Genomic DNA, 19,134 nt, shown 5'->3' on the forward strand with positions numbered 1-19,134 from the left:
ATGCCTGAGTACAAGCTGCCCGACGTCGGCGAGGGCCTGACCGAGGCGGAGATCGTCGCCTGGCACGTCCAGGTCGGCGACGTCGTCGAGATCAACCAGGTCGTCGTCGAGATCGAGACCGCGAAGTCGATCGTCGAACTGCCCTCGCCGTACGCCGGCGAGGTCACCGCGATCCTGGCCGAGGTCGGCGTGACGGTCCCCGTCGGTACGCCGATCGTCGCGATCGGCGAGCCCGCCGCGGGTGCGCCGTCCGCCCCTGACGCTGCTGTCGAGATCGACCTGTCCAACCCGGCCGCCTCCGGCGGCGGCGAGGGCGAGTCGCTGGTCGGCCGCAACAAGGCCGACCGCGGCCCGGTCCGCCGCGCCCGCAAGGTCGCGTCCGGCGCGGCCGCGGCGCACATGCAGGCGCAGGCGGCCTTCGAGGTCGGCGCGGCGCCGATGGTCGAGGCCGACGAGACGCCGGTCCCGTCGACCCCGGCCGCGCCGGCGGCGTCGGGCGGGTCCGTGCACGTCCTGGCCAAGCCGCCGGTGCGCAAGCTGGCCAGGGACCTCGGCGTCGACCTTGCCACGCTCACACCGACCGGCCCGCACGGCACGGTCTGCCGCGACGACGTGCACGCGGCGGCGAGTGGTCTCGCCTCCGGGGTCTCGACGAGCTCGACCACCGGCGGTGGGGGACGCGAGTGGCGCGAGCCGATCAGGGGCGTGCGCAAGATGATGGGCCAGGCGATGGTCCGGTCGGCGTTCACGGTGCCGCACGTGACCGAGTGGGTCTCCGTCGACGTCACCCGCACGATGGAGTTCGTCGACCGGCTGCGCACGCGGCGCGAGTTCCGCGACGTGCGCGTCTCGCCGCTGCTCGTGCTCGCCCGCGCGGCGATGCTGGCCATGCGGCGTACGCCGGAGATCAACTCGTGGTGGGACGAGGCGGCCGGCGAGGTCGTCTTCAAGCGCTACGTGAACCTCGGCATCGCCGCGGCCACCCCGCGCGGCCTGGTCGTCCCGAACGTCAAGGACGCCGAGTCGATGTCGCTGCCCGAGCTCGCGGCCGCGCTCGGCGAGCTGGCCGACACCGCGCGGGCGGGCCGGACGCAGCCGGCCGAGATGAGCGGCGGCACGTTCACGATCACCAACGTCGGGCCGTTCGGCGTCGACGGCGGTACGCCGATCATCAACCCGGACGAGTCCGCGATCCTGTGCTTCGGCGCGGTGCGGAAGGCGCCCTGGGTGGTCTCCGACGACGGTGCCGACGAGATCGTCGTCCGCCAGGTCTGCACCCTGGCGCTGTCCTTCGACCACCGGCACATCGACGGAGAGTTGGGCTCGCGGTTCCTCTCCGACGTCGCCGGGATGATGCAGGACCCGGCGTCCGCGCTGCTGTTCTGACCGAGGACGTCATGCGGGCGGTGTGTCCCCTTGCACCGTCCGCATGACGTCCCGGGGGATGCGCGCTTCCGGGCCCGGCTTCCGGGGTAGGACTCGCCCGTGGACAGGGTCGGGCCGTACCGCATCGACCGCCGGCTCGGCAGCGGCGGCATGGGCGTCGTGTACGCCGCCCGCGACACCGCGCTCGACCGCCCGGTCGCGCTCAAGGTCATCTCGCCGCAGCTGGCCGACGACCCCGGCTTCCGCGAGCGGTTCACCCGCGAGGCGCGGATCCAGGCCCGGCTGGAGTCCGAGCACGTCGTGCCGGTCTACGCGTTCGGCGAGGACGACGGCCGGCTCTGGATCGCCTCGCAGCTCATCCCGGACGGCGACCTCGGCCGGCTGCTGAGGCAGTACGGCGCCCCGCCGCGTCCGGTCGCGGTCGACCTGATCGACCAGGTGGCCGCCGGGCTCGCCGACGCGCACGCGGCCGGGCTGGTGCACCGCGACATCAAGCCCGCGAACGTGCTGCTCCGCCGCGGCCCGCGGATCCGCGCCTACCTGGCGGACTTCGGCGTCGCCGGCCCGATCGGCGGCGTGCCCGACGATGCCGGGACGCCGGCGTACATGGCCCCCGAGCTGCACGAGGGCGGGACCGCGGGCGTCGCCACCGACGTCTACGCGCTCGGCTGCCTGCTCCGGGCGGCGCTGCCGGCGGGCGACCCGCTCGATGCGGTGGTCGCGACCGCGACGGCGGAGCGGCCCGAGGACCGGTACCCCTCGGCCGCGGCGTTCCGGGAGGCACTGGTCTCGTCGACACCTCGCCGGCGCCGCTGGTGGCGCGCGGCCGTGCCGGTCGCGGTCGTGCTCCTTGCGGCCGCCCTCGCCGCGGTGCTCTGGCCGGAGGACCAGCAGCCCTCGCCCGGGGTGGACGCCGAGCAGCGCGCGGCCTCGGAGCTGGCGGCGTCGCTCGAGGCGGCGATGACGCCGGTGCAGGCGGACTGCGCGGCGGCGTACCTCCTCGACGACCTGGGGTTCGACGCGCTGGTGTCGGCCGGGCTCTTCGCCGAGGACGGCGCGTTCCTGAACCCCGACCTCGCCGATCGGCCGCGGATCAGGCGGTCGCTGACCGCCGCCGCGGCCGCGTGTGCCTAGGGCTCGATCGGCCCGACCTCCCAGCCGGGCGGGGAGATCGGGTGCAGCATCGCGTCGGTGCCGCCGTCGACGAAGATCACCGCGCCGACGATGTTGGCGGCGCCGTCGGAGAGCAGGAACGCGATCGTGGCCGCGACCTCCTCGGGCCGCCCGAGGCGGCCGATGGCGTTGGGGTAGGCGTCGACCGCCGGGCCGAGCAGCGGGTCGGCGCGCATCTGCTCGACCATCGGGGTCTCGGTGGCGCCGGGGGCGACCGAGTTGAGCCGGATGCCGGCGCCGGCCCACTCCGGCTTCACGCCCTCGCGGCGCGCCCACCACGCGAGCGCGGCCTTGGTGGACGGGTAGACCATCACCGAGTCGACCCCCGCGGCCTCCTCGCGGGCGAGCGCCTCGTCGCCGCGGAGGCAGGCCCGCGCGACGGGGGCGTTCCAGCCGGGCATGCCGGTGATCGAGTTGGAGGCGAGGAGGACGACGCCCGCGCCGTTCGCCGCGGTGAGCTCGTCGCGGAGGCCGGCGACGAGCGCGACGGCGCCGAAGAAGTTCACCGACACCAGCAGGTCGCCGGGTACGCCGGTGCGGCCGGCGATCCCCGCGGCCGGCACGAGCCCGTGCACGACCTCGGTCCGCTCTCGCACGCCGGCCACCGCGGCCGCGCGGCCGTGCCGGGTGCCGAGGTCGGCGGTGACGTCGATGTCGCTGCCGGCGTCGCACAGATCCACGGTGATCACCCGGTGGCCGTCCGCCCGCAGCAGCTCGGCCGTGGCGGCGCCGATCCCCGATGCGGCCCCGCTGACGACGTACGTCCCCATGGCGCCGAACTGTAACGCGTTCTACCGTGGCCCGTCGCCGTCGCTTGTAACGCCGGGTTACTTGCTGTTCCCACGGTGTTGCAACCTGGTGGGAACAAGAGATAACCCGGCGTTACAAGCGGCAACCGGGAGATAACCCGGCGTTACAAGTAGCGGCGCGCCCGGTCGGCGGGCGACCCCGGCCCGGAGTCGAGCAGCGCGGCGAGCTCGTGCTCGAGTACGGCGCCGACCCGCTGGCAGAACGCCTCGGGCTCGTCGGCGGCGTCGGGTTGCTCGGCGACGATCCGGTCGACGATGCCGCGCTCGCGCAGGTCGAGCGCGCGGACCTGCTGGGCGCGGGCCATCTCCGGGGCATGCGCGAGGTCGCGGTGCACGATCGCGCTCGCCCCCTCGGGCGGCAGCGGCGAGAGCCAGGCGTGCTGGGCGGCGATCACCCGGTCGGCCGGAAGGAACGCCAATGCGCCGCCGCCGTTGCCCTCGCCGAGCATCAGGCACAGCGTGGGCGCGCGGACGGTGACCAGCTCGGCCAGGCAGCGGGCGATCTCGCCGGCCATCCCGCCGTTCTCGGCCTCGGCCGAGAGCGCGGCGCCCTGGGTGTCGATCACGGTGACCAGCGGCAGCCCGAGCTCGGAGGCGAGCCGCATCCCGCGCTGCGCCTCGCGCAGCGCCTCCGGGCCCATCGGGTGCTCGGTCGTCTGGCCGCGGCGGTCCTGCCCGAGGAACACGCACGGCGCCTGGCCGAACCGCGCCAGCGCCAGCAGCAGCCCGGGGTCGTGCTCGCCCTGGCCGGTGCCGTTGAGCGGGATGACGTCGCTGGCGGCGTACCGGAGCAGGCGGCGTACGCCGGGGCGGTCGGGCCGCCGCGAGCGGGTGACCGCGTCCCAGGTCTCGACGCCGGGGAGCGGGGTGAGCGGGACCGGCGCGGGCACCGGCTCGATGCCGTGCCGCGGCGCCAGCAGGATCGTCAGCGCGCGGTCGAGGATGCCGGCGATCTCCTCGGGCGGGAGCACGGCGTCGATGATGCCGTGGGCGTAGAGGTTCTCCGCGGTCTGCACGCCCTCGGGGAACGGTCTGCCGTAGAGCGCCTCGTACACCCGCGGCCCGAGGAAGCCGATCAGCGCGCCGGGCTCGCCGACGGTGACGTGGCCGAGCGAGCCCCACGACGCCAGCACGCCGCCGGTGGTGGGGTGGCGCAGGTAGACGAGGTAGGGCAGCCCGGCGTCCTTGTGCGCGGCGACGGCCGCGGTGATCCGGACCATCTGCACGAACGCCGGCGTGCCCTCCTGCATCCGGGTCCCGCCGCTGACCGGGCCGGCCAGCAGCGGCAGGCCCTCGCGGGTGGCGCGCTCGATCGCGACGACCAGGCGGTCGGCCGCCGCGCGGCCGATCGAGCCGGCGAGGAACCGGAACTCGCCCATCACCACCGCCACCCGGCGGCCCCTCATCAGGCCCTCGCCGGTCAGCACCGACTCCTCGACGCCGCTCCTCTCCCGCGCGGCGGCGAGCTCGGCGGCGTACTCCTCGGAGATCGGGCCGTACGCCGGTGGGGTGTCCCACGACGTCCACGACCCCTCGTCGAGCACCAGGTCGATCAGCTCGGCGGCCGACAGGCGGTGGGTCACTCCCGGAGGCTATGCCACGCGGTGAGCACCTCCGCCTCGCGCTCGCGTGACATTCCGCTCAGCGGAGCGTCGGCCGTCGCGCGCACCCAGGCGAGGGTGTCCCGCGCGGTGTCGGCGACCGGCCGGGTGACGAGGCCGGCGGCGTAGGACGGCGCCGGGTCGTGGGAGCGCATCCCGTCGTACTCGGGGCGCGGCAGCCACAGCGGCAGCGAGCCGTCGCCCATCCACGGCTCCACGCCCCGCCCGGCCAGAAGCTCGTGGGAGACCCAGGTGAGGTCCGGCTCGGCGCCGACGCCGCGGGCGACCCCGGCCAGCAGCTCGCCGAGCGGCATCGGCCAGCAGACGGCGTCGTAGTCGCCGGTGAGGCGCCGCTCCGCGGCGGTGACCAGCCAGGTCGCGAGGTCGCGGACGTCGACGACCTGGATCGGGTCGCCGGGGTGTCCCGGGGCGAGCACCTCGTCGCCGTCGGCCAGCCGCACCGGCCAGTAGGTGAACCGCCCGGTCGGGTCGCCCGGCCCCACGATCAGACCCGGCCGCACCACCGTGCAGGAGACCGCCCCCGCCCGCACCAGGTCCTCGCACGCCACCTTCATCCGCCCGTACGCCTCCGGGCTCGACCGCGGGTCGACGTCGTCGGGCAGCGGCTCGCGCAGCGGCAGGGTGTCCGGCCGCCCGCCCGTGGGGTGCGGGTCGGGGTAGACGTTGATCGTCGAGACGAAGACCCAGTGCGCGCTCGGCCAGGTCGCCACACCCGTGCGCACCCACGACGGCATGCGGGCAACGTCGACCACGGCGTCGTACGCCGTCCGCACGAGCTCGTCCGGCACCTCCTCGGTGCGGTCCCACGCCACGAACCCGGCGCCGTCGGGCACCGGGCCCGACGCTCCGCGGCTCGCGCAGGTCACCTCGTGGCCGCGCGCGAGCGCGTCGGCCGCGACCGCCCGGGACAGGAACACCGAACCGCCGAGCACCAGGATCCGCACGCGACCACCGTGGCCGTCCGGCGGGCGCCGGGCAAGCGTTTCAGCCGACGGCGGAAAGCGGCGTACGCCTCACGCGTCGCCGCGCAGCAGCGGCCGGGCGAGCCTGCGGCCGTGGTGGATCTGGGCCTTGATCGTGCCGAGCGGCGCGCCGACCTGCGTCGCGATCTCCTCGTAGGAGAGGCCGTAGACGTCGCGCAGCAGCAGCGGCTCGACGAACTGCGGGTGGTCGCGCTCGATGGTCTCCATCGCCTCGAGCAGGTCGAGGCGGGTGCCGGCGATGACGCTGGTGGTGCGCGGGTCCGGGCGGTCGAGCGGGCCGGCCTCGAGCGGGTCGGCGCTGATCGCCTGGCCCTTCATCCGGCGGTACGTCGTGCGGGCGCTGTTCACCGCGACCACGTGCAGCCACGTGGTGAACCGGCCCCGGCCGCCCCAGGAGCCGATCTTGTTGGCGACGTTGATCAGCGCCTCCTGGCAGGCGTCCTCCGCGTCGGGCAGGTGCGGCAACACCCCGCGGCAGATGTTGAGCGCGCGCGGCCGGACCGCCGCGAGCAGCGCCTCGAGCGCGTCGCGGTCGCCGTCCTGCGCGCGGCGGGCGAGGTCGTCGATCTCGTCCGCCGTCAGTGCCTCCCTCACGGACACCACCCTTCCCCGTCGTACCGACCCTAATCGGCGGACGGGGTAAGGGTGGTGCGCAGGACTGCCGCGGGGCTACTTGACCTCGGAGCGGAGGACGGCGACCAGGCCGACGGCGAGCGGGATCGCCAGCCAGAACAGGCCGGTGACGCCGAGCTGGGCCCAGCTCTCGCCGGTCATCGCGCCGTCGAAGAGGTTGCCCTGGGCATAGTTGAAGTCGACCCACGGCTGCGCCCGCTCGAACCAGCCCTGGCTCGCGGCGAGCAGCATCGACAGCGGCGGCAGCACGAAGCCGTAGACGAAGTAGCCGACGATCGCGCCGGGCGAGTTGCGGAGCAGCACGCCGAGCATGAAGCCGACCAGCATGCCCAGCACGTTGGCGATCACGATGTAGGTGAACTCGGTGGCGCTGACGTTCCAGATCGTGTCGGTGCCCGTGATCGCGGTGCCGACGACGTTGCCGACCGCGCCGATCGCGCCGGCCAGCAGCATCGAGACGACGCCGATCGCGAGCGTCACGACGAGCTTCGCGGCGATCACCCGGCCGCGGTGCGGCACCAGGGTGAACGACGTGAGCCCGGTCCGCTGGCTCCACTCGCTGGTGATCGCCAGCGCGCCGATCACGGGGAGCACCACGGCCATCGGGATCCCGATCGCGGTCGCGAACGCCTCGTAGTCGAGCTGGTCGTCGGGTGCGAACACGATGGTGGCCGCGGTCGCGAGCACCGCGAGGATCGCGATGCTCGTCATCAGCCAGAAGCCCGAGCGCGTGTCGAAGGACTTGCGCAGCTCGACGGCGACGATCCGCGACATCGGGATGCGGGTGGGGGTCGGCCGCGCCGTACGCGCGGCGGCCTCCGTCTCCAGGACGGCGGCGGTCATGCTGCTGCTCCTTCTCGCTGGGTGTCTGCGGTGAGCTCGAGGAACATCTCCTCGAGGCCGGCGCCGTCGGCGGCGCGCAGCTCGGTCAGGGCGACGCCGGCGGCGAGCGCCAGGTCGCCGACCACGTCGGGGTCGGCCTCGACGCGCAGGGCGCCGGTGCTCTCGGTGCCGGGCACCTGGGTGTGGGCGAGGCCGGCGTCGACCAGCGCACGCGCCAGCGTCGGTACGTCGCGGGTGCGGACGAGCGTGCCCGCGGTCGCCAGCAGCTCGGCCTTGGTGCCGTGCGCGACGATGCGGCCCTGGCCGATCACGACCAGGTCGTCGGCGATGACCTCGATCTCGTGCAGCAGGTGGCTGGAGAGGAGGATCGTGCCGCCCTGGTCGGCGTACCCGCGGAGCAGGTCGCGCATCCAGCGGATGCCGGCCGGGTCCAGGCCGTTGGCGGGCTCGTCGAGGACGAGCACCTCGGGCTCGCCGAGCAACGCGGTCGCGATCCCGAGCCGTTGGCGCATGCCGAGGGAGTAGTTGCGGACGCGGCGACCGGCCTCGGTGGGCGTGAGGCTGACGCGTTCGAGCATCTCGTCGACACGGCGGCGCGGGAGCCCCATGGTCTGCGCGGCGATCGCGAGGACCTCGCGTCCGGTGCGGCCGGCGTGCTGGGCGGAGGCGTCGAGCAGGACGCCGACCTCGAGGCCGGGGTTCGGCAGGTCGGCGTACCGCCGCCCGCTGATCTCCGCGGTGCCCGACGTGGCCGGCGTCAGGCCGACCATGATCCGCATCGTGGTGGACTTCCCGGCGCCGTTCGGGCCGAGGAAGCCGGTGACGCGGCCGGGCCGCGCCGTGAGGCTGACGTCGTCGACGGCGGTGAAGCCGCCGTACTTCTTGGTGAGTGAGTCGACCGTGATCATGGCCCCAACGCTCGCGGCCGTGGGGGTGCCGCCGCATCGGGGAGGCCGGCCTCCGCCCCCTGACCCGACCCCGAGGCTCCCCGGGGTCGGACCCCAGCTGACGGATAATGGGCCGGTGTCCATGCCCTCCCGTCTCGGCCGGTACGCCGTGCGCCGCCGGATCGGGTCCGGGGGCTTCGCGACCGTGTGGCTGGCCTACGACGAGCAGCTCGACTCGCCGGTCGCCGTGAAGGTGCTCGCCGAGAACTGGACCGAGGACGTCGCGGTGCGGCAGCGGTTCCTCGAGGAGGGCCGCTTCCTGCGCAAGGTCGAGTCGCCCTTCGTCGTGAGCGTCTACGACGCGGGCGAGCTCGACGACGGCCGCCCCTATCTGGTGATGTCGTACGCCGACCAGGGCACGCTCGCCGACCGGCTCGAGGTCGAGGGGCTGACCACGGCCCAGGCGATGGAGGTGGTGCGGCAGGTCGGCACCGGGCTGCAGGCGCTGCACGAGCGAGGTGTCTTGCACCGCGACGTGAAGCCCGCCAATGTGCTGTTCCGGACGGTCGACCCTGCGGCCGGATCAGGGACCGGCTCAGGGACCGGCTCAGGGACCGGCTCAGGGAACGATGGGTCCGACGGCACGACGGTGCGGGCGATGGTCGCCGACCTCGGGCTCGGCAAGGCGCTCGACATGTCCTCGCGGCTGACCATGATCGCCGGCACGCCGACCTTCGTGGCGCCGGAGCAGGCCCAGGGCGAGCCGCTGGACCCGCGGGCCGACCAGTACTCCCTCGCGGCGCTCACCTACCTCCTGCTGAGCGGACGGGCGCCGTACCGCCACGCGACGCTGGCGGCCGCCGCCGCGCCAGTGCCGCCGGAGTCGCTCTCGACCCCGGAGCGGCCGGTGCCCGAGGAGGTCGAGGCCGTCGTACGGCGCGGGCTCGCGGTCGACCGCGAGGACCGCTGGCCCGACGTGGCGGCGTACGTCTCGGCGCTGGAGGCGGCGCTCGGCGAGGAGATCGCCGGCGCCCCGCCGGCCACCTGGCTGCCGCTCGACCCGAACCTCACCCGCCCCGGCGCCCGGCCCTCGCCGCGCCTGACGAGCGGCCCGCTGCCGGACCCGGTGCCGCCGAGGCGCAGCCGGGTGCGGTTGCTGGCCGGCGTCGCCGCCGCGCTCGCCGTGCTCGCGGGCGCGGGCGTGGCGGGCTATGCGCTGGAGCGGCGCGGCGAGGGGGAGACCACCGTCGGCGACCGCACCGGACAGCTCTGGGTGACCGTCCCCGAGCGGTGGGAGCGCACGGTCGCGCCGCGCGGCTGGAGGCCGCCGACGGCGGAGGGCGAGTTCCCGGCGCTCTCGGTCGGCACCAGCGCGGACTGGGCCGAGGCCGAGGACGCCGAGGGCGTCTTCGTCGCCATCCTGCCCGGCACCGAGCTCCCCGACCGGGTGCCGCAGCACCCCGAGTGCAACGCCGCCCAGGAGCCGGTCGACGACACCATCTCCGGCGATCCGTCGCGGACGGTGCTGTTCACCGGCTGCCCCGGCGGCGTGACGGTCGAGCGGGTCGTGCAGCTCGCCGAGAACCTGCTGCTCTGGGTGCAGATCCGCAGCGCCGACCGGGCCACCGCCTACACCGTCTTGGACGACGTGGACACCCGCGGGTTCTAGGCGGGTTCTAGGCGGGTTCTAGGGAGTGACCTTCTGGATGCTCGCGATCACGTTGTCGTAGAGGTCGGCCAGGCCCGGCAGGTCGGCCTTCCGGCCCACGACGCTCATCTCGAAGGTCGCCTCGGTGCTCCCCGGCCGGGCCCGCCAGTAGAACATGTTGAACCGCTGCGTGTTGGCGGTCGGCTCACGGTAGGAGAAGGAGAGCGAGTCCTCGCCCTCGTCGAGGATCACCACGTCCTCGTAGATCCCCAGCACGATGTCCCGCTTCTGCGCGACCATCTGCTCGGTCGTCTTGTTCTCGTTGACCAGCTTCACCCGCATGCTGAAGCCGCCGGCAATCGTCTCGTTCGTCGGCCGCCAGCGCACCTCGTCGCGGTCCTCCGTGGTCATCACCCATCCGGCCGGCGCGTCGTAGGTCCACTGGAAGTACGGCGGGGAGCCCAGCGTGCGCTCGACGTAGTCGAGGCCGGTCTCCAGCACCGGGTAGCCGACGTCGGGCGAGAACGGCGGCGTCGGCAGCACCGGGATCGACGGCGACTGCGCCGGCACCGGGCGGGCCTGCGCGACCACGGCCGGGTCCCGGTCGCGGAGCAGGCCGACGACGTACCCGACCGCTCCGCCGACCAGCGCGAGCGCGAGCGCCAGCCCGATCCACCGCACCCTCACCCGAAGGAGGGTAGCCAGTCGCGGTCCCTGTGACAGTTCTGTGCGAGAGTGTCGGAAGCCTGTCACAAGGAGACTCCGCATGTCCGCGACCCTCTTCGACCGCCACCGCGATCGCCTCGACGCCGCGGTCGCCGCCTGCGCCACCCGCGCCTACCACTCCGCCTTCGACGAGTCCCCCTCCCCGCGGGTGTACGGCGAGGAGGCGGCCGGCGCCGGGAAGGCGGCCTTCGAGGCCTGGCTGGGCGGCGCGTTCCCGCTCGCCACCCCGGGCGCGTCCGGTGTCGTCGCGACCGAGCGGTCGCCGTACGGCTTCGACCTCGGGGTGTCCTACCCCCGGGCTGTGGATGTCGACGCGCTGATGTCGGCGGCCCGTGCTGGCATGAAGGCATGGCGGGACGCCGGTCCCGACGGACGAACGGGGGTGTGCCTGGAGATCCTCTCCCAACTTCATACACGCATCTTCGAGCTGGCCAACGCGGTCCAGCACACGAGCGGGCAGGCGTTCGTGATGGCGTTCCAGGCGGGTGGGGCGCACGCGCTGGACCGTGCCCTGGAGGCGATCGCCTACGCGTGGACCGAGATGACCCGGACGCCGGCGACCGCGCTCTGGGAGAAGCCGGGCCGGGGCGAGCCGCTCCGCATGGAGAAGACGTTCACGGTCGTGCCGCGCGGCGTGGCGCTGGTGATCGGCTGCAACACCTTCCCCACGTGGAACTCCTGGCCCGGGCTGTTCGCCTCGCTGGTCACCGGCAACCCGGTCGTGGTGAAGCCGCACCCCGCGGCGGTGCTGCCGCTCGCGATCACCGTCCAGGTGTGCCAGCAGGTGCTGGCCGGTGCCGGGTTCGACCCCGACCTGGTGACGCTCGCCGCCGAGGAGCCGGACGACCGGCTGGCCGCGACGCTGGCGACCCGGCCCGAGGTCCGGCTGGTCGACTTCACCGGCGGCAGCGCCTTCGGCGACTGGCTCGAGGAGCACGCGCGCCAGGCCGAGGTGTTCACCGAGAAGGCGGGCGTGAACACGGTCGTGGTCGACTCGACGTCGGACTTCGGCGCGATGTGCCAGAACCTCGCGTTCTCGTTCTCGCTCTACTCCGGCCAGATGTGCACCGCGCCGCAGAACGTCTACGTGCCGGCGGTCGGCGTCGCCACCGAGGACGGCGTCAAGGCGCCCGCCGAGGTTGCGGCCGGGATCGAGGCGGCCCTCGACCGGCTGCTCGGCGACGACACCCGCGCGGTCGAGCTGCTCGGCGGCATCGTCAGCAACGGCGTGCTCGAGCGCCTGGTGGCGGCCTCGGCCGGCGACGTGCTGGTCGCCTCCCGGACGGTCGCCCACCCGTCGTACGAGGACGCGACGGTGCGTACGCCCACGCTGCTCCGCCTGACCGCCGCGGACGCGGGTGTCTACGAGTCGGAGTGCTTCGGCCCGGTCGCCTACCTCATCGAGACCGCCGGCACCGACGAGTCGATCGCGCTGTTCCGGGACACCGCGCAGCGCCGCGGTGCGATGACGGCCGCCGTCTACTCGACCTCGGACGAGGTGGTCGAGGAGATGCGCGACGCCGCCCTCGACGCGGGCGTGGCGCTGTCGGAGAACCTGCTCGGCGGGGTGTTCGTGAACCAGTCGGCGGCGTTCTCCGACTTCCACGGCACCGGCGCCAACCCGGCCGCCAACGCGTCGTACACCGACGGCGCCTACGTCGCCTCGCGGTTCCGGGTGGTGCAGTCGCGCCGCCACGTCTGAGCTTGCGATTGAACCTCTGCTGCTTGAGTGAGTCGTAGTTCGGTGGCTTTGGTGGCCACGTCGCGCATCTGCTCGACCAGGGCACGCAGTTGTCGGTCGGTGTCGATCCACTCGGAGTACATCTCGGCCTCGGGGGATGCCCGGACCTCGTCGTGCCGCGATGGAGCCCGGTCACGAAGACCGGGAAGACCGGTGCCGTCGACGTCGGCGTGCGCCGTCACCTTCGGGCCGCGATGGAGCCCGGTCACGAAGACCGGGAAGACCGTGCGGCAACGTCGAGGCCGGACAGCACGCCGTCGCCGCGATGGAGCCCGGTCACGAAGACCGGGAAGACGTGGGTGCTGGGGGTCGGTGGCGACCTCAACGACGCCGCGATGGAGCCCGGTCACGAAGACCGGGAAGACGTGGGTGCTGGGGGTCGGTGGCGACCTCAACGACGCCGCGATGGAGCCCGGTCACGAAGACCGGGAAGACGTCCGCGGGGTGGTCAGGACGTAGACGCCGAGATTGCCGCGATGGAGCCCGGTCACGAAGACCGGGAAGACAGGCCGTCTCGGTAGTGCTCGGCCTGCGCGTAGTACCCGCCGCGATGGAGCCCGGTCACGAAGACCGGGAAGACGCGGTCGCTGAGCGGCTCGCGCCGATCACGATCGAGAAGCCGCGATGGAGCCCGGTCACGAAGACCGGGAAGACCGGATCCCTCGCGGCGGGGCAACCACCAGCAGACGAACGCCGCGATGGAGCCCGGTCACGAAGACCGGGAAGACCTACACCCGGATCACCGGCAGGTCCGCACCGATGGGGCCGCGATGGAGCCCGGTCACGAAGACCGGGAAGACTCCGCTGAGAGCACCAGGTCACCGGCGAGCAGCGGCTGGCCGCGATGGAGCCCGGTCACGAAGACCGGGAAGACACGAAGCCGACACCCGACTCACCCAGGAGGACTCATGCCGCGATGGAGCCCGGTCACGAAGACCGGGAAGACGGGCGCACGACGTCGCCACCGACGCGGGCGGTGACGAGGCCGCGATGGAGCCCGGTCACGAAGACCGGGAAGACCTGGCTCCGTCGTAGGTGCCGCTCTGATCTCGCGTGCCGCGATGGAGCCCGGTCACGAAGACCGGGAAGACCGGACCGCTTGGTCGCCGCGGAGCCGTCGGTGCGCTTGCCGCGATGGAGCCCGGTCACGAAGACCGGGAAGACTCCGCAGTCGAAGACCTCGAAGTCGACGCCGAACTCGCCGCGATGGAGCCCGGTCACGAAGACCGGGAAGACCCGCTCGCGCGCTGCCCCGAGTGAAGCCAGCTCCCCCGCCGCGATGGAGCCCGGTCACGAAGACCGGGAAGACAGGGGGCGTGGTCGATGCGGGCCTTGATCTTGCCGCGGCCGCGATGGAGCCCGGTCACGAAGACCGGGAAGACCGGCGATGTGGCGGGCTGGCGCGGTGAGGCATGCGTTGCCGCGATGGAGCGCGGTCACGAAGACCGGGAAGACGCTCGCGGCCCACGTCGAGGCGACGAAGGAGCAGCGGCCGCGATGGAGCCCGGTCACGAAGACCGGGAAGACCCGACGAAGTCCAGCGCCCGCTGCTCGGTGATGGGGCCGCGATGGAGCCCGGTCACGAAGACCGGGAAGACGCGGATCGTGGACTCGACGTTGGCGCCGACGGTGGCCTTGCCGCGATGGAGCCCGGTCACGAAGACCGGGAAGACGTGCGGCGGTCGTTGACATCCCCGCCGAAGAAGACGAGGCCGCGATGGAGCCCGGTCACGAAGACCGGGAAGACCTCAGCCTCGGCGTAGGGACCGTGCAGCGCGATAAGGCCGCGATGGAGCCCGGTCACGAAGACCGGGAAGACTGACCCGGACCGGCCGGGTGCAGTCAAAGGCGAAGTCGCCGCGATGGAGCCCGGTCACGAAGACCGGGAAGACCTCGTCGTCGACCTGCACCGCGTTGGCGAGGTAGTCGCCGCGATGGAGCCCGGTCACGAAGACCGGGAAGACTGCTCAATCGGGGCACCCATTGCGACCGCAGTCTCGATGCCGCGATGGAGCCCGGTCACGAAGACCGGGAAGACGCCGTCGGAAGCCTTCGATGCCTTCATCGAGCCCCTGCCGCGATGGAGCCCGGTCACGAAGACCGGGAAGACGCAGGAAGGTCAGCGCGGTCACGTCCCGCTCACTGCGGCCGCGATGGAGCCCGGTCACGAAGACCGGGAAGACGCGGCGCCGAGTCCGGCCGTCAAGCCGGCGATCACAGCCGCGATGGAGCCCGGTCACGAAGACCGGGAAGACCACGACTCCGTTGAGCTTCCGGGCGAAGGCTTGCGGGGCCGCGATGGAGCCCGGTCACGAAGACCGGGAAGACGTCGGCGAGCATCTTGAGCCCGCCAGCCTCGCTCATGCCGCGATGGAGCCCGGTCACGAAGACCGGGAAGACAGTCCTGGAGCCGCGGCGCACCCGCCGGGCAGTGACGCCGCGATGGAGCCCGGTCACGAAGACCGGGAAGACCCGCTCTCGTCGTCTTCGTGGTCGTCGCCGATGTTGCCGCGATGGAGCCCGGTCACGAAGACCGGGAAGACTTCGATCAGGCAGCGAGCTTCCTCGCTATCGACAAATGGCCGCGATGGAGCCCGGTCACGAAGACCGGGAAGACCGCGCGGGACGAGGCGAGGCTGCTGACCGGCGCAGTCGCCGCGATGGAGCCCGGTCACGAAGACCGGGAAGACGTCCGACCGCGGCAGCAACGATGACGACGGTGGTCAGGCCGCGATGGAGCCCGGTCACGAAGACCGGGAAGACGTGCCGTCGTCGACCGAGCTGCACATCTCGACCAAGCCGCGATGGAGCCCGGTCACGAAGACCGGGAAGACACGCATGCGGTGCAGTCGCGGATGCGGCGCTGTGTCGTGCCGCGATGGAGCCCGGTCACGAAGACCGGGAAGACCACCCCCTTCGAGGACGTGCGCACCGGTCATTGTGGCCGCGATGGAGCCCGGTCACGAAGACCGGGAAGACCGGTCGTCGTCTCCGAGCGCGATCTTGTTCTTGTCGCCGCGATGGAGCCCGGTCACGAAGACCGGGAAGACGTCGTAGTCGTCCGGCAGCTCCACCGTCGGCGCCGCGCCGCGATGGAGCCCGGTCACGAAGACCGGGAAGACCACCATAGAGAGACCTCCTGTCTACAGAGTTAGGTAAAGCCGCGATGGAGCCCGGTCACGAAGACCGGGAAGACGGCTGATCGAAAACCTACCCCCTGACCTGGGAAGATGAGGGCATACGCGAGAGGTCGTCCACTCGGCAGTCAGACGACGATCCGCAAGGGGCAGTCGCGATCGGAATTTCCTTGCTGACCTGCGAGCGAGCGCTCAAGGCTGCGTCTCCCACGAGCCGGACTGCTCGCGTCACACAATCTGGGGTCCGCGGTTCGGCAATTCGAGACGTTGACCCACGAAGGTGACGCGCGCACCGCTGGGGTCGCCAAGGTCGACGATGACGACCGAATCGTCTTGGAGGTCCATGGTCCTCTCGGCTCGCCCCCTCAAGTGCACGAGTTCGGAGCGATTCAGATCACAGATGAACACGGAGTACTGCATTCGATCACCGTGCTCCTCCATAAGCTTGCAGATCTGGCGAAGCCGCTTTGGGTCGCGGATGTCGTATGCGATGAGGTAGCGCCGTCGACTCACGTCCTCACCTCGTCATGAATGGCAAGTACGAAGGTAGTTCGCCGAGAAGGTGGGCTGCCAGCATCCGGGCCTGAACGTCCATCGCGCGACGGTAGGTCACCTGATAGCCGAAGTGGGGATGCTTGATCTCCTGGTCAAGCCGCCGTTCGTAGGCGCGGAGGACCGTCCGCCGCCCGGCTGTCGTGAGCTGGCAACCACCGGCCTTCTGCAAGAAGTCTCGCGGACCGACCTCGCCGTTGTTGAGCACCTGAAGCACCGTGCTTTCAGCGATGAGGGGTCGGAATTCCTCTGCGAGGTCGAGTGCGAGCGCCGGTCTCCCGAATCGGGGCCGGTGAAGGAACCCGACGTACGGATCGAAGCCCACCGCGTGACTGACGACAGTGAGATCCTTCGCGAGCAGTGCGTAGGCGAAGGACAATAGGGCATTCACCGGATCAGGCGGTGGTCGACGTGACCGGCCGTTACTGTCGAATGCGTCGGCGTCAACGCCGGGGCGCCCAGCAATCATCGTCGTGAAACGACCGAAGTAGAGCCGCGCTGCCGCGCCCTCGATGCCAAGGAGGCTCGGCACGGTGCGTACGTTCCGTGCCTTGATGACGAGCTGCGCGAGCTGCTCCACCGTCGTGGCTACGTCGCATCGGGCGTTGCGACGTAGCATCGTGCGGCTATTACGGATCTTCCCGGCGACCATCGCTCCCGCGATGGCGACCGATTGGTCTGCGCTGACGAGGAACTGGGACCGTCTCAGGTCGACGTTCTTGGCAGGTAGACCCTCGGCGACGCCTGAGAACCAGCCACCGTAGCTGAACCACAACACCGGGACCTCGCGGGCAAAGAGCTCACGCATGGCTTGGGTGCTGACCTGGACGTTGCCGATGAGGCACAGCTGACTGACGTCGATGAGCCGGTAGCTAGCCAGGTGGCCCGATTCGTGGTCGACCTCCAACCGGCCGCGGCGCACACCGACGACCGCGCCTTGGTGAAGGGCGTAGACGGGCCGCGACTCGGGTGCATCGGGAATGATGCGGCGAACCTTGCCTCGGTCACTGGCTCGGACGGTCAGCGCGTGGGTCTCGTCAGGCAGACAGATGCCCACCAAGGAGCACCGCGGGCACTTCGGACTGTCCACCAGCGGCGGCGGAGGTGAGTCCGATGCGGCGATGGTCCAGGCCTCGCCGAGCACGGCAGTGACCTCGGCGATGGCGTCGTCGTCTACGTCGATCACCACGCGTCGCTTGACGTCGTCGTACCAGACCTCGGCCCGATGGCAGGCGTATCCGCTGTCGCGAAGGAGCAGAGCCTGCAGCAGCGACTGCATGCGGTCGCTTGGCCATGGGCCGCCGTCGGGATCGGGTCGGCCCTTCTTGTAGTCCACGGGTACGACGCTGTCGTCATCGCCTCCTTGGACGAGATCGACCTTCGCCGTGATGCCCAAACGGTGCGAGCTGAGCCATACGGAGGTAACGCGTTGGCCACTCGCGAGCGCCTCACCGAAACCGGGAAGATCACCGCTGGGCCGGTCGACAACGCGGTGAACGTGCAGTCCTTCCTCGACGTCGTGGTTGGTGGTGAAACGCGACTGGACCCATTCAAGGTAGAAGAGTCGTCGGCAGTAGACGAACTCGTTGACCATCCGCGCGGGAATGGTCTCGGGGAGTCCGGGCACGTCGGGGCGCACGCGCTACTCCGTGACGGGCACGAGCACGCCCGCAGACTTGCCGCCGGGCTGCGTACGCCGTCGCGCCCGGCACACGTGCAGCACTCCCAGCCGCTCAAGTCGAACCATGTCCGTCCGGCCTCGGGCATCGGGCGCCATCGCCGGATGCTCGATCAGAGACACGATGCTGTCGACAGCGAGGGGCTGACTCCAGACCGGGAGCCGCAGCTCGTCGACGACGCGCCTTCCATCGCGGATCCGATGCCACCCGCTGGTGTACGCGCGCCGCCCTGTCTGAGACGTGGTTCGAAACAGCGGGAACGACATGAGGGCAAGCCAGGTCGCACCTGGCACACCGCGCATCCGAGGCTTGCCGTCGCCGGCGTCTGTGGCGTCGGAGACGGCCCGATGGTCGAGCCCTTCCCCGGTGAACTCTGGTACCCGGCGCCAGCCCTCGACGGCCTGCCGTAGAAAGTCGGTATCGGACCGCACGTGCTCAAGGGGCTTCGCCAGCATGGTCGACATCTTTTGCTGACCGGTGGGGGCCGTGAACTGGCTGATGACGACCCGCTGATCCCCATCCGCCGCAAGGTCGGTCAAGAGGCTGGCCACCCAGCGCTCGGTTTCACTGCCGGTGTCGGCGGTGGCGACGAGTGAGCGAAGCTCATCGCGCGGCACACGCATGCGATCCTTCGTCCCGCCCGACGGCGGGAAGGTACTGGGAGTCCCCGGCAACACGGCATCGGGTGGGATCTCCTCCACGATGTCTCGCAGCCGTCTGACGATCTGGTCACTGGTGTCGAAGGGCCCGGCCATCACCGCTGTGAGATCTGTTGGTGACCACGACAGTCGTACGGCTTCGCCGCCGTGGACCTGGAGCAGTCGTTGCACGCCGAGCGCGGCGAGGACGCCAAGAGGTGTACGACCGTCGAGTGCCGGCAGGAGAACGTCGTTCATCGGCCCTCCGCAGAGATCGTCATGTCGGCACAGCGCACGACGGCTTCGAGCATGGCGAGTCCCCATCTTCCGTAGCGATCATTGAGCTGCTTGAACCGCTCTGCCCGTGAGACGTCGACGACACGAGGCAACTGGGCCGTGACGTATACGCCGGCCACATCCGCCCGGAGTTCGTGCAGGCCGTCGTCCACGACCGGCGGCAGGAGCGGCCGCCCATGGCCGTGGTGGCTCGAGATCAGGTGCAGGAGGAGGTCCACGTCCCCCGCGTAGCCGCCCGCTGTTTCCACGTGTGCTTCCACAAGAACCTCCGACCACGTCTCGTGACGGGCTCCTCTCGGCATTCCGCTTGCCCTGAGCCCTGATCCACCGACTGTGAACGTGTGGTGCTGACTTCAGCGGTCACGAGCCGGGTTGATGGT

The 19,134-nt window shown here is 71.6% G+C and carries 15 protein-coding genes and 1 CRISPR repeat array; of the genes, 4 read left to right on the plus strand and 11 right to left on the minus strand.

All coding sequences use genetic code 11. The features are described 5' to 3' along the window. Both ACYVKX_RS10440 and ACYVKX_RS10445 read left to right on the plus strand, forming a co-directional pair. A complete protein-coding gene (locus tag ACYVKX_RS10440) occupies nucleotides 1-1,386 on the plus strand; it encodes a dihydrolipoamide acetyltransferase family protein (protein ID WP_460831700.1) in 1,386 nt (461 codons plus the stop codon). Nucleotides 1,387-1,485: 99 nt separating this feature from the next. Continuing rightward, nucleotides 1,486-2,520, plus strand: a complete 1,035-nt coding sequence (locus ACYVKX_RS10445) for a serine/threonine-protein kinase (protein ID WP_460831702.1) — start codon at nucleotides 1,486-1,488, stop codon at nucleotides 2,518-2,520. On the opposite strand, the gene ACYVKX_RS10450 is transcribed toward ACYVKX_RS10445, so the two are convergent. The 6 genes from ACYVKX_RS10450 to ACYVKX_RS10475 form a co-directional block, all read right to left on the minus strand. Then, nucleotides 2,517-3,329, minus strand: coding sequence for an SDR family oxidoreductase (locus ACYVKX_RS10450; protein ID WP_460831705.1), 813 nt, complete (start codon nucleotides 3,327-3,329; stop codon nucleotides 2,517-2,519). The genes ACYVKX_RS10445 and ACYVKX_RS10450 overlap by 4 nt on opposite strands. Before the next feature lie 143 nt (nucleotides 3,330-3,472). Continuing rightward, a complete protein-coding gene (locus ACYVKX_RS10455) occupies nucleotides 3,473-4,951 on the minus strand; it encodes a carboxyl transferase domain-containing protein (RefSeq protein ID WP_460831708.1) in 1,479 nt (492 codons plus the stop codon). Beyond that, nucleotides 4,948-5,934 carry an NAD-dependent epimerase/dehydratase family protein gene (locus ACYVKX_RS10460; protein ID WP_460831710.1) on the minus strand — a complete coding sequence of 329 codons (987 nt, stop codon included), beginning with the start codon at nucleotides 5,932-5,934 and terminating at the stop codon, nucleotides 4,948-4,950. The genes ACYVKX_RS10455 and ACYVKX_RS10460 overlap by 4 nt, the downstream gene beginning before the upstream one ends. 69 nt (nucleotides 5,935-6,003) lie before the next feature. After that, nucleotides 6,004-6,567, minus strand: a complete 564-nt coding sequence (locus ACYVKX_RS10465) for an RNA polymerase sigma factor (RefSeq protein ID WP_460831713.1) — start codon at nucleotides 6,565-6,567, stop codon at nucleotides 6,004-6,006. Between the two features lie 75 nt (nucleotides 6,568-6,642). After that, complete coding sequence (locus ACYVKX_RS10470) at nucleotides 6,643-7,449, minus strand: ABC transporter permease (protein ID WP_460831715.1); 807 nt, start codon at nucleotides 7,447-7,449, stop codon at nucleotides 6,643-6,645. Further along, a complete protein-coding gene (locus ACYVKX_RS10475) occupies nucleotides 7,446-8,357 on the minus strand; it encodes an ABC transporter ATP-binding protein (protein ID WP_460831718.1) in 912 nt (303 codons plus the stop codon). The genes ACYVKX_RS10470 and ACYVKX_RS10475 overlap by 4 nt, the downstream gene beginning before the upstream one ends. Before the next feature lie 121 nt (nucleotides 8,358-8,478). On the opposite strand from ACYVKX_RS10475, the gene ACYVKX_RS10480 reads away from it, so the two are divergent. After that, entirely contained in the window at nucleotides 8,479-10,005 is a 1,527-nt protein-coding gene (locus tag ACYVKX_RS10480; RefSeq protein WP_460831735.1) for a serine/threonine-protein kinase, read from the plus strand. An 18-nt stretch (nucleotides 10,006-10,023) separates the two neighbouring features. Here the strand turns inward: ACYVKX_RS10480 and ACYVKX_RS10485 are convergent, their stop codons facing one another. Beyond that, nucleotides 10,024-10,671, minus strand: a complete 648-nt coding sequence (locus ACYVKX_RS10485) for a hypothetical protein (RefSeq protein WP_460831721.1) — start codon at nucleotides 10,669-10,671, stop codon at nucleotides 10,024-10,026. A gap of 79 nt (nucleotides 10,672-10,750) precedes the next feature. Here ACYVKX_RS10485 and paaN point away from each other — a divergent pair, with 79 nt between their 5' ends. After that, nucleotides 10,751-12,412 carry a phenylacetic acid degradation protein PaaN gene (gene paaN, locus ACYVKX_RS10490; RefSeq protein ID WP_460831723.1) on the plus strand — a complete coding sequence of 554 codons (1,662 nt, stop codon included), beginning with the start codon at nucleotides 10,751-10,753 and terminating at the stop codon, nucleotides 12,410-12,412. Between the two features lie 154 nt (nucleotides 12,413-12,566). Then, nucleotides 12,567-15,647: direct repeats of the CRISPR family, unit length 36 nt; unit sequence GCCGCGATGGAGCCCGGTCACGAAGACCGGGAAGAC. Nucleotides 15,648-15,816: 169 nt separating this feature from the next. On the opposite strand, the gene cas2 is transcribed toward paaN, so the two are convergent. Genes cas2 through ACYVKX_RS10510 form a run of 4 tightly spaced genes read right to left on the minus strand, consistent with a single transcriptional unit; the run spans nucleotide 15,817 to nucleotide 18,972 of the window. Continuing rightward, nucleotides 15,817-16,101 carry a CRISPR-associated endonuclease Cas2 gene (gene cas2 / locus ACYVKX_RS10495; RefSeq protein ID WP_460831725.1) on the minus strand — a complete coding sequence of 95 codons (285 nt, stop codon included), beginning with the start codon at nucleotides 16,099-16,101 and terminating at the stop codon, nucleotides 15,817-15,819. A 4-nt stretch (nucleotides 16,102-16,105) separates the two neighbouring features. Next, complete coding sequence (cas4g/cas1g, locus tag ACYVKX_RS10500; RefSeq protein ID WP_460831728.1) at nucleotides 16,106-17,779, minus strand: CRISPR-associated endonuclease Cas4g/Cas1g; 1,674 nt, start codon at nucleotides 17,777-17,779, stop codon at nucleotides 16,106-16,108. A 3-nt stretch (nucleotides 17,780-17,782) separates the two neighbouring features. Beyond that, on the minus strand, nucleotides 17,783-18,715 hold the full coding sequence (locus tag ACYVKX_RS10505) for a type I-G CRISPR-associated protein, Cas3-extension family (RefSeq protein ID WP_460831730.1): 933 nt from the start codon (nucleotides 18,713-18,715) through the stop codon (nucleotides 17,783-17,785). After that, nucleotides 18,712-18,972, minus strand: coding sequence for a hypothetical protein (locus ACYVKX_RS10510; RefSeq protein WP_460831732.1), 261 nt, complete (start codon nucleotides 18,970-18,972; stop codon nucleotides 18,712-18,714). The genes ACYVKX_RS10505 and ACYVKX_RS10510 overlap by 4 nt, the downstream gene beginning before the upstream one ends. Between the last annotated feature and the right edge of the window lie 162 nt (nucleotides 18,973-19,134).

The sequence above is a fragment of the Nocardioides hungaricus genome, assembly GCF_054782915.1.